Source organism: Roseicyclus salinarum, assembly GCF_029624655.1.
GTDB lineage: Bacteria > Pseudomonadota > Alphaproteobacteria > Rhodobacterales > Rhodobacteraceae > Roseibacterium > Roseibacterium salinarum.
The window spans coordinates 1-13,944 of sequence record NZ_JARRSA010000040.1; the positions used below are offsets into that span (position 1 = coordinate 1).

Below are 13,944 nucleotides of genomic sequence, written 5' to 3' on the forward strand. Positions count from 1 at the left end.
GAGATCAGCCACGAGACGGTGCGGTTCTGGTGGCATCGGTTCGGGCCGACGTTCGCTGCCGAGATCCGCAAACGCCGGATCGAGGGCATGCGATCCAGCCGTTGGCGATGGCACCTCGACGAGATGTTCGTGAAGATCAACGGTGAGCGGCACTACCTTTGGCGCGCCGTCGACCACGAAGGCGAGGTGCTGGAAAGCTTCGTCACGAAGACGCGGGACCGCAAGGCTGCCCTGAAATTCCTCAGGAAAGCCATGCGCCGGCATGGGAAGCCTGACTGCATCGTGACGGATAATCTGCGCTCCTACGGCGCCGCGCTGAAGGAGGTCGGTGCAGGTAATCGCCAGGAAACGGGACGCTGGCTGAACAACCGGGCCGAGAACTCGCACCTGCCACTCCGACGACGGGAGCGGGCGATGCTCCGGTTCCGGCGCATGCGAAGTCTTCAGAAGTTCGCGTCCGTCCATGCCTCCGTCACCAACCACTTCAATCTGGATCGGAGCCTCTCCAGCAGACCCCACTTCAAGGCCAACCGCGCCGCCGCTCTCGCCGAGTGGCGCGGTCTCTGCGCGGCATAAGGGACATCGTCACTGTCCTAGCTGAGACTGGTTCGAATTAGTCTGCCAGCACCAGTCGGGGTGCTTTCGCCGCATGGCACCGATGGAATAGAACGCGGTCGCGTGGCCGTTCGGCAGCCAGTCCCAGAGCTTCAGCTTCACGAAATCCATCGGGATCGAGCCGCCGCGGCCCAGCACCTCGTTCTGGAAACCGAACGCCACCAGCATGCCGCCGGGCTTCAGCGCATGAAGCGAACGCGCGAGACTGTCGCCGCCCAGCGGGTCAAAGACGGCATCGACCCCGCCCGTCGCCTCAAGCAGGGCCGCTTCGGGCGCGTTGGCGTCCAGCGGCGTCGCGCCAAGGCTGCGGATCAGGTCGTGCTTGGCCGCGATGTCGGTGCCGAAGGCCGCGATCCCCGCATCGCGCGCCAGTTGCAGCATGGCGGTGCCGACCGCGCCGCCCGCGCCGTGGATGAGCAGGCTCTGGCCCGCCTGCATCTTCGCCACGCGGGTGAGCATCTGGTAGGGTGTGACCGCCGACAGGATCATGCCGAGCGCATCGACATCCGACACGCCCTCTGGCACCGGCGTCAGCCTGTCCTCGGGCAGGCAGATGTATTCGGCATAGGCGCCGATGGTGGTCAGGTCCGCCACCCTGTCGCCCGGAGTGAACCGCGCGGCACCGGGGCCTGTGGCATCGACGATCCCCACCATGTCGTAGCCCGGAGTGAAGGGCGGCTTGTCCTTCACGTCAGGATACATGCCCTTGCGGATCATCACGTCGGTGAAGGCGGCGCTGGTCACCAGGACACGGATGCGCACCTCGCCCGCCGCGGGCTCGGGCCGGTCCGCGAACGTCTCCAGCACGAGGTTTTCGGGGCCGCCGAAGTCCTTCAGCGTGACGCAGGTGTGGGGCATGGAACCTCTCTTAGAATGGTCAGGGGTTGGGGAACCCGGTGATGAACGCACGAATGTCCCGCGTCAGGTCGGCGTCGTGGCCAAGCCAGATATGCCCGCCCTCAGGATAAAGGACGAGGCGCGCATCGGGGATGCGTTCGGCCAGCAACCGGGCTGTTTCGGCTGTGCCGAAAAGGTCGTCCTCGCAGGACAGGATCAGGGTGGGCGTGGCGATGTCCTCGAAGGCCGTCCGGGTCGGGGTTCCCGCCCAGAAGCCGTCGTTCCGCAACCCGTCCACCTTGCGGCCGATCGGCATCAGGCCGTCGCGGATCAGGTCGGCCCGGCGCCGTTCTTCCGGCGAAACCCGGTCGAGCAGGGCCGGGTCCGTCGCGAGCAGCGTGCGCAGTACCATGTCGGGGGCGAGGGTCGCGAAGCCCCAGAACCAGGCATCCGAGGTCAGGACGCGCTCCACTGCCATGCGCTGCACGGCGGTGAATGCCACCGGGTCGCGCCCCGTGAGGTTCGCCGCCGGCACGATGAGGATCAGATTCGAGCATCGATCCGGGTGGCGGCTTGCAAATTCCGCCGCCGTCAGCGCCCCCGCGGAGCCGCCCGCCACCGCGATCCGTTCGAGGCCGAGATGGTCCAGGAGGTCGACAAGCACGTCGGCCTGACGTGCCGGCGAGGCGTCGTCGGGGAAGGCGCTGCGCAGGTACCCGAAGCGCGACGGCGCCACGATCCGGAAGCCGGCCTCCAGCAGGCCATGGGCGAAGAGCAGACCCTGGTCGAACCCGCCGCCGGTGCCGTGGATCATCATCAACGGTGGACCGTTGCCCGCAACCGCGTATTCGAGCGGCCCCGCGCGCGTCTCGAGGACGCTGCTGCGCCGGGCGGTGCGCGTCTCCGCAGCTGCCATCGTGGCGCGGTAGGCACCGGTACCCCAGGCGCCGACCGCCAGCGCGATGCCGCCCAACCCGGTCAGGACGGCGCGCCGCACCATCAACGGACGACCTCGATCGCAAGGTCTGCCAGCACGGCTTCGAGCGCCGGGACGAGATCGCTCGTCTCGTCCATGACGCCGATGTCGGTGTTGATCTGGAAGGCGACGGTGACGCCGTGATCGGGATAGTGGCGCAGGCTCGAGACATAGGCGGGGATCCATCCGCCGTGGCCCCAAACCGGCCCGCGCGGCGTGTCGGCGTAGATCGCCACGCCCGCGCCGTAGCCGATGCCGGGCGCGTCCGGGTCGACTGGTACGCCATCGAGCAGGCGGTCGAGATAGGGCGCGTCCATCGCCGCGCCGCCGAACAGCAGATGGCCCCAGCGCGCCAGATCGGCCGAGGTCGAGGCAAGGCCGCCGCCCGCGGATTCCATGCCCGGGTTCCACAGCAGCCGCCCCTCGCCATCGGCGGTGCGCGCGGGCAGGCCGAACGGATTGCCCGGCGCCACATAGCCCACCGCCAGCCCCGGCAGGTCGGGGCGGTCCGACGGGATCGTGCCGCCAAGGTCGAGCGGATCAAGCAGGCGGCTGCGGACGGCTTCGTGCCATGCCTGTCCGGTCCTGTCCTCGATCACGAGGCCCAGCAGGACATAACCCGTATCGGTGTAGGCCCAGCCCTGACCGGCCTCGAACAGCGGCTCGCGTCCGGCCACAAAGGCGATGAGCCGCTCGGGGTCGAAGTCCCCTGCGTCCGTCGTCAGCCGGGTCCACGCTGCCTGGAACTCCGGCAGATGCACGTGGTCCGGCAGCCCGGAGGTGTGGTGCAGGAGGTGATCGATGGTCATGGTGCCGGCAGTGCGCAACGCGTCGAACCAGGGACGATCGCCGAGGTGGACGGACAGGAGATCGTCGCGCGACAGGCGCCCCTCGCTCTCCAGAGCCAGCACCGTGGCGGCGACGAAGCTCTTGCCGATGCTTGCGGCCAGCATCGGCGTCTGAGGCGTCATGGCGCGCCCGGCCTCCACATCGGCAAGGCCGGTGGCCGCCGTCATCACCGTACCGTCCGGCAGGGCGATCGCCGCCGTGGCGCCCGGAAAGCCGTAGCGCTCGCGGAATTCGTCCAGCGTCGCGGCCAGCCGGCCGTCCTGCGCAGCCAGGGGCGCGGCGACGCCGCACAGGGTCAGCGCGAAGGCAAGAAGAAGGCCGCGGCGCATGGGCCTACGCCGCCGGATGCGGCGCGGTGTGGCGCGTGGCCGGGATGACCTCGGTCACCGCGCCGTCGCGGCTGAACATCGTCCGTCGGTTCAGCCAGACCACGACCACGGCCACGACCACCAGGATGCGGGTGTCCCAGGGCTGCGCGTCGGGCCAGAACGGGATGATAAGCTGCCAGTGGAAGAGCATCGGCAAGGCCAGGCTGCCGCGCGCGCTGTTGAAGATCGGCGTGACCAGGATCGCAAGCGTCACGTTGCCGATGAAGAAGGGCAGGAAGGACCAGTTCTCGTAGACGACACCCGCCAGGTAGAAAGCGGGCAGGTGCCAGACGCCCCAGGCCGCCCCGATGATGGCCCCAGCCCAGAAGGGGGCGACATGACGCTGCAGGAGCGGCTGGGCGACGCCGCGCCAGCCGAATTCTTCCATCGGCCCGAGAAACAGCATCATGACCATGAGCGCGACCATGGCGCCCATGCCCTCCGGCGGAACCGGCGCAAGGAGCGGCCCGCCCTTGATCAGCGAGCCGGCCATGAAGACGACGGGGATGCCGATCAGGATGAAGGCCCACCAGACCGGGGCGCAGCGCCAGTATAAGAGGCGCGAGAAGAAGGCCCGCAGGCCCCGCACCCCTCCGAAAGCCAGCACCATGAGGATGCCCGCGATGCCGGGCGCCCAGGTGGCGAGGAAGTAGAGCGGGTGGCTGCCGCTGATCTCGCCGAAGGCCGCGGCGGCGGGCTCCGGGAAGTAGATGTAGCCGCCGATCACACCCCAGGTGATGCCGAACGTGAGCGGGGCGAAGAACACGAGCGCGTAGGACGGGAGGCTCGACCGCGGTCTGATCGCGATGGAAGACATGTGTGAGCCCCCTCGAAACGGTTACCTCCGGAATTGGCCCCAACATCGCCCAAATCGCCCGCCCGTTCGCTGATCGAGATCAACCGGGAGGACGTCTGGCAAGAAGGGAGGGGCATGGTCTCTCCGCGGGGGAGATGTGCCCCTGCCCGCCCGCTTCGTCGGCGTGGCGAACGTGCCGGCCGGCTGGCCGAACGGGTCGAGGCCATGGAGAGAGCCCAATGACGCGGAAGGACGGATGCGCGAGGCGGCGGTGCGTCGCCCTCGGTCTCGCGGCCATCTGGCTGAGCGGCTGCGCGACGGGCGTTTCTGACTTCGGCGGCCTAGGGGCATGTCCGCTCGTGATGAGTACAACCGAGAGTTCCAGAGGCGGGCGGCTCAGCAATTGGCCTTGCTGCCCGAGGGATCGGCGATCGCGGAAATGCTGAGCGACTACGCCGTGTTGCGGGATCAGACGCGGGCATGTCGTCCAAGCCGCAGGTCTGCGCTGCCTCGTCGCTCATTGGGTGATCGAGCTTTCTCTCCGATGGTGCCTGTCTAGGCTCCAAGCGCGGCTGCGAGGGCGGCGACACCGAGGTGAAACCCGACATGCGTGCCGATCGCGCTTTCCAGCCCTCCGCGCATGAAGGCCAGACCGAAGAGGAGCCCGAGAACGGTGTTCCAGAGCATGGTTCGCGCGATCAGCGGCATCGTGAGCGATCCGGCCTCGAGCATGACCGCCGGGAGGTGCATCGCCGCGAAGGCCAGAGCGGCGATGAGGGCGGCACTCCAGATGGCACGCGCGCCGGACATAAGGCGAAGCGTCCCGACGGCGAGCAGCGACATGAGCCCCCAGCGCAGCATCACCTCTTCGGTCAGGCCACCATAGAGAACGCCGGTCAGCAGATCCGGCAGAGTCCTGTCCTCGAGCAAGCTCGGGACCCCGGCTGTGGACCACAGTGGCGCCGAAAGATGATCGGCGAGCGCGACGAGCAGACCCGCTGCAACGCCAGCGCACCCGAATCTGGCGATGGTTCGGGTGTCGAGCCTGTCCCCAAGAACCATCGCCGAGCGGAGCCCGAGCTTCGGTGCGGCCAATGCCCCGACGAGAGACGCGAGAAGCAGCAGGACGAGAGGGTTGACGAGAAGCAGAGCGGCAGGAACGCCCTCTGGCGCGACAAGGGTCATCGGCAGCACAAGGACACCTGGCATTCCGATCAGGACGGCGCGCAACACGCGTGATGAAAAGGTTGGCTTGAATCGCATCGGTCTACCTTCCTGGTTCTGGACCAGACTGAACGGGCAGCATCTCTAAACGCATCGTCATGAGCGGCAGGAAGCGATACCGCCCGCCCGGTTTCGCGCCGCCCCGTCTCGGGAAGCGTCGTGGCGTGGTTCTCGAATAGACGGGGCGATCAGCGCATTGGTTTCTTGCGCGCTTGTCTGGCCGTCACCTTCAACAATTAAGCGGCGCGGCCGATCCGGCCGAGGTGCGTGATCCCGAAGGCGGTTTCGGATTTCAGGCCGTAGCCGAGAGCGCGGTCTATGCCGATATGGGCGAGCCACACGCAGGCGATGGGCAAAAGCGCGGGCAATGTCCAGAGGCCGAGAGCAGCCAGGATCGCAGGCGCGAGATAGGTGTGGGCGAGGTTGTAGAGGCGGCCGCCGACCTTCGGTCCGAAGGCGTAGCCGATCATGGCGAGGTCGGGCGCCAGCGCGAACAGGGCGAGTGTCCACCAGCCATCGGACAGCATGAGATACCCGGCAAGGCCCGCGGCGAAGGCGGCCGCGCCTTCGAGGCGGAGAAGGTTGAGGACGGGACGTTCGGCGATCGGGGTCATGGCAGGGTTCCTTCTCTGAAGTGATGCCCTGTGATACCGGCACCGCAACATCAAGAGAATTGTTTATCTCTGTATCCTGACTATACAGAAACCCATGAGCAACCGGATCGACTGGGCGCTATGGCGCAGCTTTCTTTCGGTGGCCGAGACCGGCAGCCTGTCGGCGGCCGCCCGCGCGCTTGGCCTCACGCAGCCGACGGTCGGCCGCCACATCGACACACTGGAGGGTGCGGTGGGCCAGACCCTTTTCCTGCGCACGCCTCAGGGACTCGGTTTGACCGAGGCCGCCGCCGCGCTGGTGCCCGAGGCGCGCGCCATGCAGCTGACCGCCGACAGCCTCGCCCGACGGGCGGCGAGTGCCCCGGAGGCGGGCACCGGCACCGTTCGCATCGCCGCGAGCCACGTCGTCGGCGCCGAGGTTCTGCCGACCGCGCTTGCCCCGCTGCTGGCTACGCATCCGGGCCTTGCCGTGGAACTCGCGCTGTCGAACGACAGCGCCGACCTGCTGCGGCGGGAGGCCGACCTTGCCATCCGCATGGCGCGCCCCGCGCAGGGTAGTCTCGTCGCGCGGCGGCTGGGAGACGTGCCGCTCGGGCTCTTTGCGCATCGCGTCTATCTTGACCGGGCCGGACGGCCCGGGAGGCTGACGGACCTGAAGGCCCATGTCCTGATCGGACCGGACGGCGACCCTGCGGCGCTGGCGGGACTTGAGGCGTTCGGCGGTGCCGTCGGCCGGTCGGACCTGCGCCTGCGGACCGACAGCGAGGCGGCCCAGATCGCGAGCGTCCGGGCCGGGCTGGGCGTCGGCGTGATGCAGGCCGGCATCGCGGCCCGGGACCCGCTGCTGGAGCCGGTGCTGTCTGACCTCGTGGCCTGGAGCCTCGACGCCTGGCTCGTCCTGCACGACGACCTGCGGCGGCTGCCGATGGTCCGCCTCGTGGCGGACCACCTGTCGGCGGTGCTGCCGGCCGTGCTGCTCAGCGGGGCGCTGCCGCCTCACTCGGGCGCGACAGTCCGGCCGACGTAGTCCGTGACGAGCTGAGCGAGGACAAGGGCGTGGTCGCGGTTCATCAGGATCGAGAAGTGGTCGGCGTCCTCGATCGTCACCTGCGCGCCCGCGGTGAAGCGGCCGGCGATCTCGCGGTGCAGCGGTTCGACGAGATCGGAGAAGTCCTCGGAGCCCGGCACCGGGCTGCCGGCCGTCACGGCGAGCAAGGGCAGTCCGGCGGGCAGATCCTGAGACGCGGCTCGGGCGGTGATGGCGTCCCAGTGCCGCAGTTCCTCGGCCGAGGTCGCGAGGTGGACGCGGTCGCCGGCGAAGGCGCTGGCCGCCGTGAGCGCGTCGCCCTCCAGCCCCGCGGCCCCGGCTTCGAGCGGGTTCCACAGGTGCAGGATCCCGGTCATCGAGACGCCCGACAGCGCGGACAGAAGGCCGGGGAAGGCGCGGAACTGGGCCACCATGTCCTCGCCGAAGGCGGCCAGCTGGTCCTCGTGCGACGAGTCGACCAGAACGACGGCAGCGGTATCCCCCGGGAACTGCGCCGCGAAATCGCGGACGAAGAAGCCGCCCAGCGAGTGGCCGACCACGACGAACGGGCCGGCCTCGCCCGCATCGGTCAGGGCGGCATGCAGGTCGCGCGCGGTCTGTCCGGGCTCGAAGCCCTCGGGCGAGGGCTCGCTCAGCCCCATGCCGGCGCGGTCGTAGGAGCAGACGCGCGCGTCGTCGTCGAGTGCGTCCTGCACCCAGGTCCAGGTCTCGGCAAAGCCCGTGGCGCCGGCCTCGAGCACATAGGTCGTCTCTCCGGCGCCGGTGCAGAGGAGCCGCAGATCGTGCGTTCCCGTCCCGGCGAAGGTCGCATCTCGGGACATCTGCGCCTGTGTCCACTGGCGCGTTCCTTCCTGCGCGGCGGCAATCAGCGCCACGGCCGTCAGCGCGGCGGCAGCGATCCGGAGGGGCCGGCGCAGCGATGCGTGCCGGGATTTGGCGGGAGCGAGGGAGAGGGTCGTCATGGGTCTTTTCCTTTTATAGATCGGACGTCCGTCCGATGTTTTCAACAAAAAAGGGATCAGTCGAAGCGCATGGCCTTCAGCGCGCGGCCGATCCCGGTGATGTCGGGCTTTTCGCCCAGTGCGACCGACAGGATCAGGCCCTGGTAGGTCGCGTAGAGAAAGTCGGCGAGGACCGGGGCGGCATGACCCGTCCAATCCCCGCGCGTTGCCTGCCGCCGCTCGATCAGGCGCACAAGCGCGGCCCTGACCGCCGCGCGGTTCTTCACCACCGCGCGGTGCACGTCGGTGTTGGCCAGCGCCTCGGTCGCGATCATCAGGTCGACGCGCGGGGCCTGACCCGGGTCCATGTTCGCCAGTGCATCGAAGAAGATGTCGATGATCGCATCGAGGTCGGCCCCGACAGCGGCACCGCCAAAGGCCGACAGCGCCTCGGCCATGCCAGCCTCCGTCACGCCGAGGATCAGGTCGTCCTTCGACTGGAAGTAGTTGTAGACCGCCCCAGCGCTCAGCCCCGCCTCGCGGAACACGTCGCGCAGGGTGACCTTCGACAGCCCCTTTTCGGCGAAAACGCGCCGCGCGGCAGAGAGGATCTGCGCGCGCCGCTCTTGCATGGCTTCTTTGGCAATTTTCGGCATCGACTCACCTGTAAAACGGACAGCCGTCCTATATTGATGAGCCTTGATGCTGTCAAGCGCTGCGAAGCCGGTTTTCCGGTAACGAACCGGCGAAGCCGAGCGGCGTTGGGTGGCGCCCCCCAGATTTGGCGGTGCGGTTCAGACGCCAAGGTCCGAGAAAACGTCGCTGCTGCCGGAGGGGAGACGGCGTTCTTGGGAACGGCTCACCGAGACGGCAGCTTCGGTCGGATCATGGCCACACGCTCCGGCGGAGAAAGACCTTCTGCGCACTCGAGCGCCAAGAGGTCGCTCAGGAACTTCGGTGCCTCTTCCGCGCCAAGGACTCTGAAGCCAAAGCGGCGATACCACGGCGCATTCCAGGGGACATCGCGCCAGGTCGTAAGGGTCGTCCCGACCACATCCTGTTCGTTCGCGGCGTCCAGAACATGGCGCATGAGCGTTTGCCCGATGCCCCGGCGCTGCCAGTCGCGCCGCACGGAGATCTCGTCGATGTGAAGGTGGACTTCGACCCTGCGCGCGAGGATGAAGCCGACGATGCCGCAGCCCTCGCCTGTTGCAGCCAGACGACAATCGCCAGCAGGGACGCGGTCGGACAGATGCCGAGGTGGGCTGGCGCGGTGCGCGAGCCAGCCGAGGCCAGGAATGGCGGAAAAGGCCTGCGCCGCGGATCGTTCCACGGCATCGAGGGCTTCCATATCCTTCGGGGAAACCTCCCGGATCACGAATCGTGGACGACGGTCACACATGCCGGCTGCCGTCTCTGGAGGCGAAGGCGAGTGAACAGAGCTCCGCCGCGATGCCGCCGCCGTGGATCAGGAAGCTCAGCGGGATCGCCGGGGCAATCGGGCTTGCCATGATCGGCTCCCAGAGCATCGCCAGCGCCGAGAGCGGAATGCAGTGGGCGGCGATGGCCAGCAGACTGAAGCGCCGGGGCGCGGGGCCGCGCGCACCCATCCACATCGCCACCGCGACCAGCCCCATCAGCGGATAGGCTTGAGCGAGCCCCGCGACGGCCATCGGGTTTTCGGCCAATCCACCATAGGGCCCCAGACCGGTGAACAATCCGACATAGGAGCCGACCGTCAGGATCGGCGTCAGCGTCATCAGGAAGCCTGCGTGCCAACGCGGGATGCGGCGTCCGTCGAGCGTCATTGGGCGGCCTCCATTGCCGTACGTTCGGCGCTGTCTTTTTGTCCCTCGGCGACCATGAGATGCGTTCTCACGAGGGAGGCAAAGCGCGCCGGGTCCTGTTCGGGCAGCAGATGGCCGGCGTCCGGCACGACGATTTGCGCGGCGCCCGGTACGAGGCGCGCCGCTGCATCGGAGACGATGGCGTAGCAGTCGCGCGTTCCGTCCCCGCGCGCCACCGTCACCGGGCAGTGGATTCGCGAAAGATCCGAGGACCCGAGCGGGATCGGCTGCGTCTGCGCGAAGATCGCTTCAAGGGTGTGAGCAGTGTCGCGGTAGATCGCCCGGATCGCCTCGGGTTGAGCGTCATGATGGCCGACCCGTCGCGCCGCAGCGTCGATCGCGAGCCGAACGGCGCCCTTTCGGTCACCGCTTTCGACCGCCTGCGCGACCGGCCCGAAGGCCGCGCCCATATCCGCCATCACGGCGTCGCGCATGGCGTCGTCCTCGATGAAGGTCGGAAAGCCGGGTTCGTAAAGAAAGAGGCTGCGCACGAGGTCCGGGCGGTCGATGGCCACGGCCAACGCGGAATGCGCCGAAAACGACCACGCGACCAGGTGAACGGGGCCGCGCCCCAACGACCAGATGAGATCTATGATGTCGTCGCGCTGGCCCGCCGTGCCGAAGGGCCGGCTCGGCCGTGCTACGGCCGGCAGGGCGGGCAGCGACGCGGTGATCGTCTCGAACGCGTCGGAAAGCTCGCCGGCCGCCGGGGCGAGGCTGCGCAAGTCGCCGAGTACGCCATGCGTCAGCAGAACCGGTTGCCCCTCGCCTTCGCTGCTGAACGGGACGAAGACGCCTTCGATTTCCAAGTGGCCTCTTGGTCGTATCGGGGTTTCGGTGATCATGTCGTCACGCCTTTTCATTCAGGGTTTCGAGAATGGCGGTGCTGATGGCACGACCATGCGCCCTTTCTCCGATAAGCCAGTGCCCCGCGCCGTCGATCGTGCGATGGGCCGCGCCGAAGCTCTGCGCGAGGCTGCGCGTCAGGGCGATCGGGACCATCTTGTCCTTCGATCCGGCGACGACGACGGCAGGGCATTGAAGCGGGGGCGTCGGGTCGAACGGTCCGCCTCGCGCGGGCGCCAGCGCCTCGGCCATGGCTGGTCCGCTGTCGGGGCAAAGGGTTCGCGCGAGGTCCATGCCAGGCATCTCTTCCCTGAACGGCCATCCGGGACGGAACCGGATGGCGCGCGTCTCCCAGCCCGTGCCGAACAATCGCGAGAACAGCAGCCTGCGCAGCCAGAGGGGTGCGCCGGGCACCGAGGGCGGTGGCGCAGGGGCCGCGAGACCGACGGCGCCAACCGCGCCCATGCCGGCAAGTGCCAGGGCAAGAAGCGCCCCGTTAGAATGCCCGACGACGAGAGGTTTCTCGCCGAACTCCGTTGTCATGGCGCGGGCATGGTCGCGGGCCTCTTCGAGCAGAACGGAGAGCGTCAGGTTCGCAAGGCTGCCGTCGAGCGCGCCTGCATCGGTTCGCCGTTGCGGCGCCAGCGTCGGGGCAGCCACGCGGCAACCACGGTCGCGGAAGGCGTCGGCGAGAGCGCCCATGGTCTCTCCTGTCGAACAGACGCCGTGGAGCAGCAGCACGGGAGGCAGGTGCAGATCAGGCATCGCGATCCCGTCCCATGTCACGCTCGAGCCAGACCATGCGATCGAGATACCAGAGCTTGCAGAGCATGCCGGTGGCGTATCCGAGCGCCGTCAACCACGGGTCGAGGACCACGACGCCGTAAAGCACGGCGGCGTGGCCCAGGCCCGAGCCGAGGATCAGGACGCGCGGCACGGTGCGGTGCCAGCGTGGCAGGTCGGCGCGCGGCGTCCGAACCCATCGGCGTTCGCCGATTACCGCCTGCGCGCCCCAGTTATCGGTGGACTTGGGAACCGGCGTCATGCGTGGATTGAGCCAGAGAAACAGCACCGCCCCGAGGAGCGCCGCGATGCACCACGGGCCGATCCACACACGGCTCCAGCCGGCGAGGATCAGGAGCGGCAGACCGAGGCCGATGCGCGTCCAGACGCTGACAGGGTGCGTGTGCCGCGCCCAGGCGTCGGCATCGGCGCCCGAAATCATCGGGAAGACCGCCGCAAGCCCCCGTCGAGACAAGGTCGAACCGCTCATTGCTCGACCTCCGGCCGGGCGGCGGTGCCCGCCAGCAGCCCGCCGTCTAGCGCAAGATCGGAGCCGGTCATGTAGCGGGCCTCATCGGAGGCGAGCAGAACCGCCAGCGCCGCCACCTCCGCTGGTTCGCCGAAGCGGCGCAGCGGCGTGTCGGCGACGAAATCGGCCATCCGCGCCGCACGCTCGGGGCCGTCGCCCAGCATCGGCTCCCAAATCGGCGTCAAGATGGCTGCGGGCGAGATCGAGTTGCAGCGGATGCCGAGGTCACGCTCGGCGCAATGGAGCGCAACGCTGCGCGTGTGGTTCAGCACCGCGGCCTTGGAGGCGGCATAGGCGGCTGCGGCCGGGATTCCGACATGGCCCGAGCGCGAGGCTATGTTGACGATCGAACCGCCGCCCCGCGCGCCCATGACGCGGATCGCCATCTGGCAGCCGAGCACCACGCCTTCGAGATTGGTGGCAAGCACCGCACGCCAGTCGGTTAGCGCGACGGTGGCTACATCCTGCGCCGCGCCATCCTCGAGGCCGGTGATACCGGCATTGTTCACAAGCACATCCAGCCGTCCGTCGCGGGCGAGGATGGCCCGCTCAGCATCGCGCCAATCGTCCGGTTCGCGCACATCGAGCGCGAGAGCGCTCGCGGCCGGGCCGATCGCACCGGCGACAGCCTCCGCGGCGGCGGCGTCGATGTCGCTGACCCAGACATGCGCACCCTCGGCTGCGAACGCCTGAGCGATCGCGGCGCCGATCCCGCGCCCGGCGCCCGTCACGAGCGCAATCTTTCCCTGCAATCGCATTCCGTTTCCTTTCATCCCTGATCAGCCGCGAAGCGCCATGATCCCGGCCGCGGCGAGAACCATCGCGACGGCGCCCGCACCGATCTGCAGAACCGGACCGCTGCCTGGACGCGTTCCGATGCGGTCTAGCACCAGCGCCACACCCGCGAACCATGCGAAGTGCAGCAGGCACACGACGAGCGCGAATGCGCTGCGGTCTGCGGTAGAGGCGGTGGCGAGGCCGCTCGCACCGAAGACCGCGGCAAAGAAGAGCGGCGTCTTCGGGTTCAGGAGGGCGGCGAGCGCGCCGTCGCGGAACGCGCCGGTGCGGGAGGTCTGCGGCGGCCCCGATCGCGTATCCGATTGCACTCTTCGGGCAAGCGACAGGAACCGCCAGGCGAACCAGAAGAGCACGAGGCCGCCGAGGAGGCGGAGGGCCGCCTCCGCTCCGGGGATGCGCGCGGTGACGGCGCCGGTGCCGAGCGCGGCACCGACGATCCAGACACCTGCGCCCAGCGTATTGCCGAGCGCCGCGGCGATGCCAGCCGGGCGCCCCCCTGCCAGCGCGTTGCGCGAGACCGCCGCGAAGTCGAGCCCCGGCATCATCAGCACGGGCAGGACCATGGCGAGCGTGGCCGGTGCGTGGAGGGTCCAGAAGCCGGTCATGATCTCGCCTTTCAGTCCGCGGGACGTCGCAGCGCCAGCGGATCCCAAGTGGCACGCCTCGCGAGCGCTTTCGCCTGTTCGCGTGTCATCCCGACGTCTTCGAGGAGGTAGTCGGGAAGGCCCGCCAGATGGCGGAAGTCCCGGGCCTCGCGCGCCCGCCGAAGCAGGGCGTGCAGATGGCGCGTGCCCTTTCGGGGCAGGTTGGTGAAATCGAGGGTCGGGAAGACTCTCTTCAGAACATTGTCCGTCATGTCGTCTCTCTCAGAAT

General features: G+C 68.6%; 19 protein-coding genes. 3 read left to right on the forward strand and 16 right to left on the reverse strand.

Annotated elements, in window-relative coordinates:
* Positions 1–576, forward strand: a 576-nt coding sequence (locus P6F26_RS18050) for an IS6 family transposase (RefSeq protein ID WP_278030100.1), incomplete at its 5' end; no start/stop codon positions are given.
* Between the two features lie 9 nt (positions 577–585).
* On the opposite strand, the gene P6F26_RS18055 is transcribed toward P6F26_RS18050, so the two are convergent.
* The 5 genes from P6F26_RS18055 to P6F26_RS18080 all read right to left on the reverse strand — a co-directional run bounded on the left by P6F26_RS18055 (position 586) and on the right by P6F26_RS18080 (position 5,371).
* Positions 586–1,473 (reverse strand): alcohol dehydrogenase catalytic domain-containing protein, encoded by an 888-nt coding sequence (locus tag P6F26_RS18055; protein ID WP_278030101.1) that lies wholly within the window; start codon positions 1,471–1,473, stop codon positions 586–588.
* Between the two features lie 19 nt (positions 1,474–1,492).
* Positions 1,493–2,452 (reverse strand): alpha/beta fold hydrolase, encoded by a 960-nt coding sequence (locus P6F26_RS18060; protein WP_278030102.1) that lies wholly within the window; start codon positions 2,450–2,452, stop codon positions 1,493–1,495.
* Positions 2,452–3,606 carry a serine hydrolase domain-containing protein gene (locus tag P6F26_RS18065; RefSeq protein ID WP_278030103.1) on the reverse strand — a complete coding sequence of 385 codons (1,155 nt, stop codon included), beginning with the start codon at positions 3,604–3,606 and terminating at the stop codon, positions 2,452–2,454. Before P6F26_RS18065 ends, P6F26_RS18060 begins: the two co-directional genes overlap by 1 nt.
* A gap of 4 nt (positions 3,607–3,610) precedes the next feature.
* Positions 3,611–4,462, reverse strand: a complete 852-nt coding sequence (locus P6F26_RS18070) for a CPBP family intramembrane glutamic endopeptidase (protein WP_278030104.1) — start codon at positions 4,460–4,462, stop codon at positions 3,611–3,613.
* A gap of 534 nt (positions 4,463–4,996) precedes the next feature.
* Positions 4,997–5,371 carry a CPBP family glutamic-type intramembrane protease gene (locus tag P6F26_RS18080; protein ID WP_278030105.1) on the reverse strand — a complete coding sequence of 125 codons (375 nt, stop codon included), beginning with the start codon at positions 5,369–5,371 and terminating at the stop codon, positions 4,997–4,999.
* A gap of 39 nt (positions 5,372–5,410) precedes the next feature.
* Here P6F26_RS18080 and P6F26_RS18085 point away from each other — a divergent pair, with 39 nt between their 5' ends.
* The gene (locus P6F26_RS18085; RefSeq protein WP_278030106.1) at positions 5,411–5,680 is read left to right on the forward strand and encodes a hypothetical protein; all 270 of its coding nucleotides are present in this window, start codon (positions 5,411–5,413) and stop codon (positions 5,678–5,680) included.
* Between the two features lie 221 nt (positions 5,681–5,901).
* Here P6F26_RS18085 and P6F26_RS18090 read toward each other — a convergent pair whose 3' ends face one another.
* Positions 5,902–6,279, reverse strand: coding sequence for a DUF4260 domain-containing protein (locus tag P6F26_RS18090; RefSeq protein WP_278030107.1), 378 nt, complete (start codon positions 6,277–6,279; stop codon positions 5,902–5,904).
* A gap of 94 nt (positions 6,280–6,373) precedes the next feature.
* Here P6F26_RS18090 and P6F26_RS18095 point away from each other — a divergent pair, with 94 nt between their 5' ends.
* Positions 6,374–7,306 (forward strand): LysR family transcriptional regulator, encoded by a 933-nt coding sequence (locus tag P6F26_RS18095; RefSeq protein WP_278030108.1) that lies wholly within the window; start codon positions 6,374–6,376, stop codon positions 7,304–7,306.
* Here P6F26_RS18095 and P6F26_RS18100 read toward each other — a convergent pair.
* The 10 genes from P6F26_RS18100 to P6F26_RS18145 all read right to left on the reverse strand — a co-directional run bounded on the left by P6F26_RS18100 (position 7,276) and on the right by P6F26_RS18145 (position 13,927).
* A complete protein-coding gene (locus tag P6F26_RS18100) occupies positions 7,276–8,289 on the reverse strand; it encodes an alpha/beta fold hydrolase (protein ID WP_278030109.1) in 1,014 nt (337 codons plus the stop codon). The genes P6F26_RS18095 and P6F26_RS18100 overlap by 31 nt on opposite strands.
* Positions 8,290–8,345: 56 nt before the next feature.
* Positions 8,346–8,900: a TetR/AcrR family transcriptional regulator gene (locus tag P6F26_RS18105; RefSeq protein ID WP_278030110.1), complete on the reverse strand. Its 555-nt coding sequence runs from the start codon at positions 8,898–8,900 to the stop codon at positions 8,346–8,348.
* A gap of 227 nt (positions 8,901–9,127) precedes the next feature.
* Positions 9,128–9,619, reverse strand: coding sequence for a GNAT family N-acetyltransferase (locus tag P6F26_RS18110; protein WP_278030111.1), 492 nt, complete (start codon positions 9,617–9,619; stop codon positions 9,128–9,130).
* 43 nt (positions 9,620–9,662) lie between these two features.
* Positions 9,663–10,076, reverse strand: a complete 414-nt coding sequence (locus P6F26_RS18115) for a hypothetical protein (protein WP_278030112.1) — start codon at positions 10,074–10,076, stop codon at positions 9,663–9,665.
* Positions 10,073–10,960 carry an alpha/beta fold hydrolase gene (locus tag P6F26_RS18120; RefSeq protein WP_278030113.1) on the reverse strand — a complete coding sequence of 296 codons (888 nt, stop codon included), beginning with the start codon at positions 10,958–10,960 and terminating at the stop codon, positions 10,073–10,075. The genes P6F26_RS18115 and P6F26_RS18120 overlap by 4 nt, the downstream gene beginning before the upstream one ends.
* 4 nt (positions 10,961–10,964) lie before the next feature.
* Positions 10,965–11,726 carry an alpha/beta fold hydrolase gene (locus P6F26_RS18125; RefSeq protein WP_278030114.1) on the reverse strand — a complete coding sequence of 254 codons (762 nt, stop codon included), beginning with the start codon at positions 11,724–11,726 and terminating at the stop codon, positions 10,965–10,967.
* Positions 11,719–12,234, reverse strand: a complete 516-nt coding sequence (locus P6F26_RS18130; protein ID WP_278030115.1) for a DUF6653 family protein — start codon at positions 12,232–12,234, stop codon at positions 11,719–11,721. Before P6F26_RS18130 ends, P6F26_RS18125 begins: the two co-directional genes overlap by 8 nt.
* A complete protein-coding gene (locus P6F26_RS18135) occupies positions 12,231–13,046 on the reverse strand; it encodes a glucose 1-dehydrogenase (RefSeq protein WP_347403050.1) in 816 nt (271 codons plus the stop codon). Before P6F26_RS18135 ends, P6F26_RS18130 begins: the two co-directional genes overlap by 4 nt.
* A 6-nt stretch (positions 13,047–13,052) precedes the next feature.
* A complete protein-coding gene (locus P6F26_RS18140; RefSeq protein WP_278030117.1) occupies positions 13,053–13,676 on the reverse strand; it encodes a LysE family translocator in 624 nt (207 codons plus the stop codon).
* Between the two features lie 11 nt (positions 13,677–13,687).
* Positions 13,688–13,927 (reverse strand): DUF1127 domain-containing protein, encoded by a 240-nt coding sequence (locus tag P6F26_RS18145; RefSeq protein ID WP_278030118.1) that lies wholly within the window; start codon positions 13,925–13,927, stop codon positions 13,688–13,690.
* Between the last annotated feature and the right edge of the window lie 17 nt (positions 13,928–13,944).

Bases quoted from the DNA above. Each gene is read 5' to 3' on its own strand.
- P6F26_RS18055 (WP_278030101.1), bottom strand. From the start codon at position 1,473: ATGCCCCACACCTGCGTCACGCTGAAGGACTTCGGCGGCCCCGAAAAC.
- P6F26_RS18060 (WP_278030102.1), bottom strand. From the start codon at position 2,452: ATGGTGCGGCGCGCCGTCCTGACCGGGTTGGGCGGCATCGCGCTGGCG.
- P6F26_RS18065 (WP_278030103.1), bottom strand. From the start codon at position 3,606: ATGCGCCGCGGCCTTCTTCTTGCCTTCGCGCTGACCCTGTGCGGCGTC.
- P6F26_RS18070 (WP_278030104.1), bottom strand. From the start codon at position 4,462: ATGTCTTCCATCGCGATCAGACCGCGGTCGAGCCTCCCGTCCTACGCG.
- P6F26_RS18085 (WP_278030106.1), top strand. From the start codon at position 5,411: ATGATCGGCGAGCGCGACGAGCAGACCCGCTGCAACGCCAGCGCACCC.
- P6F26_RS18090 (WP_278030107.1), bottom strand. From the start codon at position 6,279: ATGACCCCGATCGCCGAACGTCCCGTCCTCAACCTTCTCCGCCTCGAA.
- P6F26_RS18095 (WP_278030108.1), top strand. From the start codon at position 6,374: ATGAGCAACCGGATCGACTGGGCGCTATGGCGCAGCTTTCTTTCGGTG.
- P6F26_RS18100 (WP_278030109.1), bottom strand. From the start codon at position 8,289: ATGACGACCCTCTCCCTCGCTCCCGCCAAATCCCGGCACGCATCGCTG.
- P6F26_RS18105 (WP_278030110.1), bottom strand. From the start codon at position 8,900: ATGCAAGAGCGGCGCGCGCAGATCCTCTCTGCCGCGCGGCGCGTTTTC.
- P6F26_RS18110 (WP_278030111.1), bottom strand. From the start codon at position 9,619: ATGGAAGCCCTCGATGCCGTGGAACGATCCGCGGCGCAGGCCTTTTCC.
- P6F26_RS18115 (WP_278030112.1), bottom strand. From the start codon at position 10,076: ATGACGCTCGACGGACGCCGCATCCCGCGTTGGCACGCAGGCTTCCTG.
- P6F26_RS18120 (WP_278030113.1), bottom strand. From the start codon at position 10,960: ATGATCACCGAAACCCCGATACGACCAAGAGGCCACTTGGAAATCGAA.
- P6F26_RS18125 (WP_278030114.1), bottom strand. From the start codon at position 11,726: ATGCCTGATCTGCACCTGCCTCCCGTGCTGCTGCTCCACGGCGTCTGT.
- P6F26_RS18130 (WP_278030115.1), bottom strand. From the start codon at position 12,234: ATGAGCGGTTCGACCTTGTCTCGACGGGGGCTTGCGGCGGTCTTCCCG.
- P6F26_RS18135 (WP_347403050.1), bottom strand. From the start codon at position 13,046: ATGAAAGGAAACGGAATGCGATTGCAGGGAAAGATTGCGCTCGTGACG.
- P6F26_RS18140 (WP_278030117.1), bottom strand. From the start codon at position 13,676: ATGACCGGCTTCTGGACCCTCCACGCACCGGCCACGCTCGCCATGGTC.
- P6F26_RS18145 (WP_278030118.1), bottom strand. From the start codon at position 13,927: ATGACGGACAATGTTCTGAAGAGAGTCTTCCCGACCCTCGATTTCACC.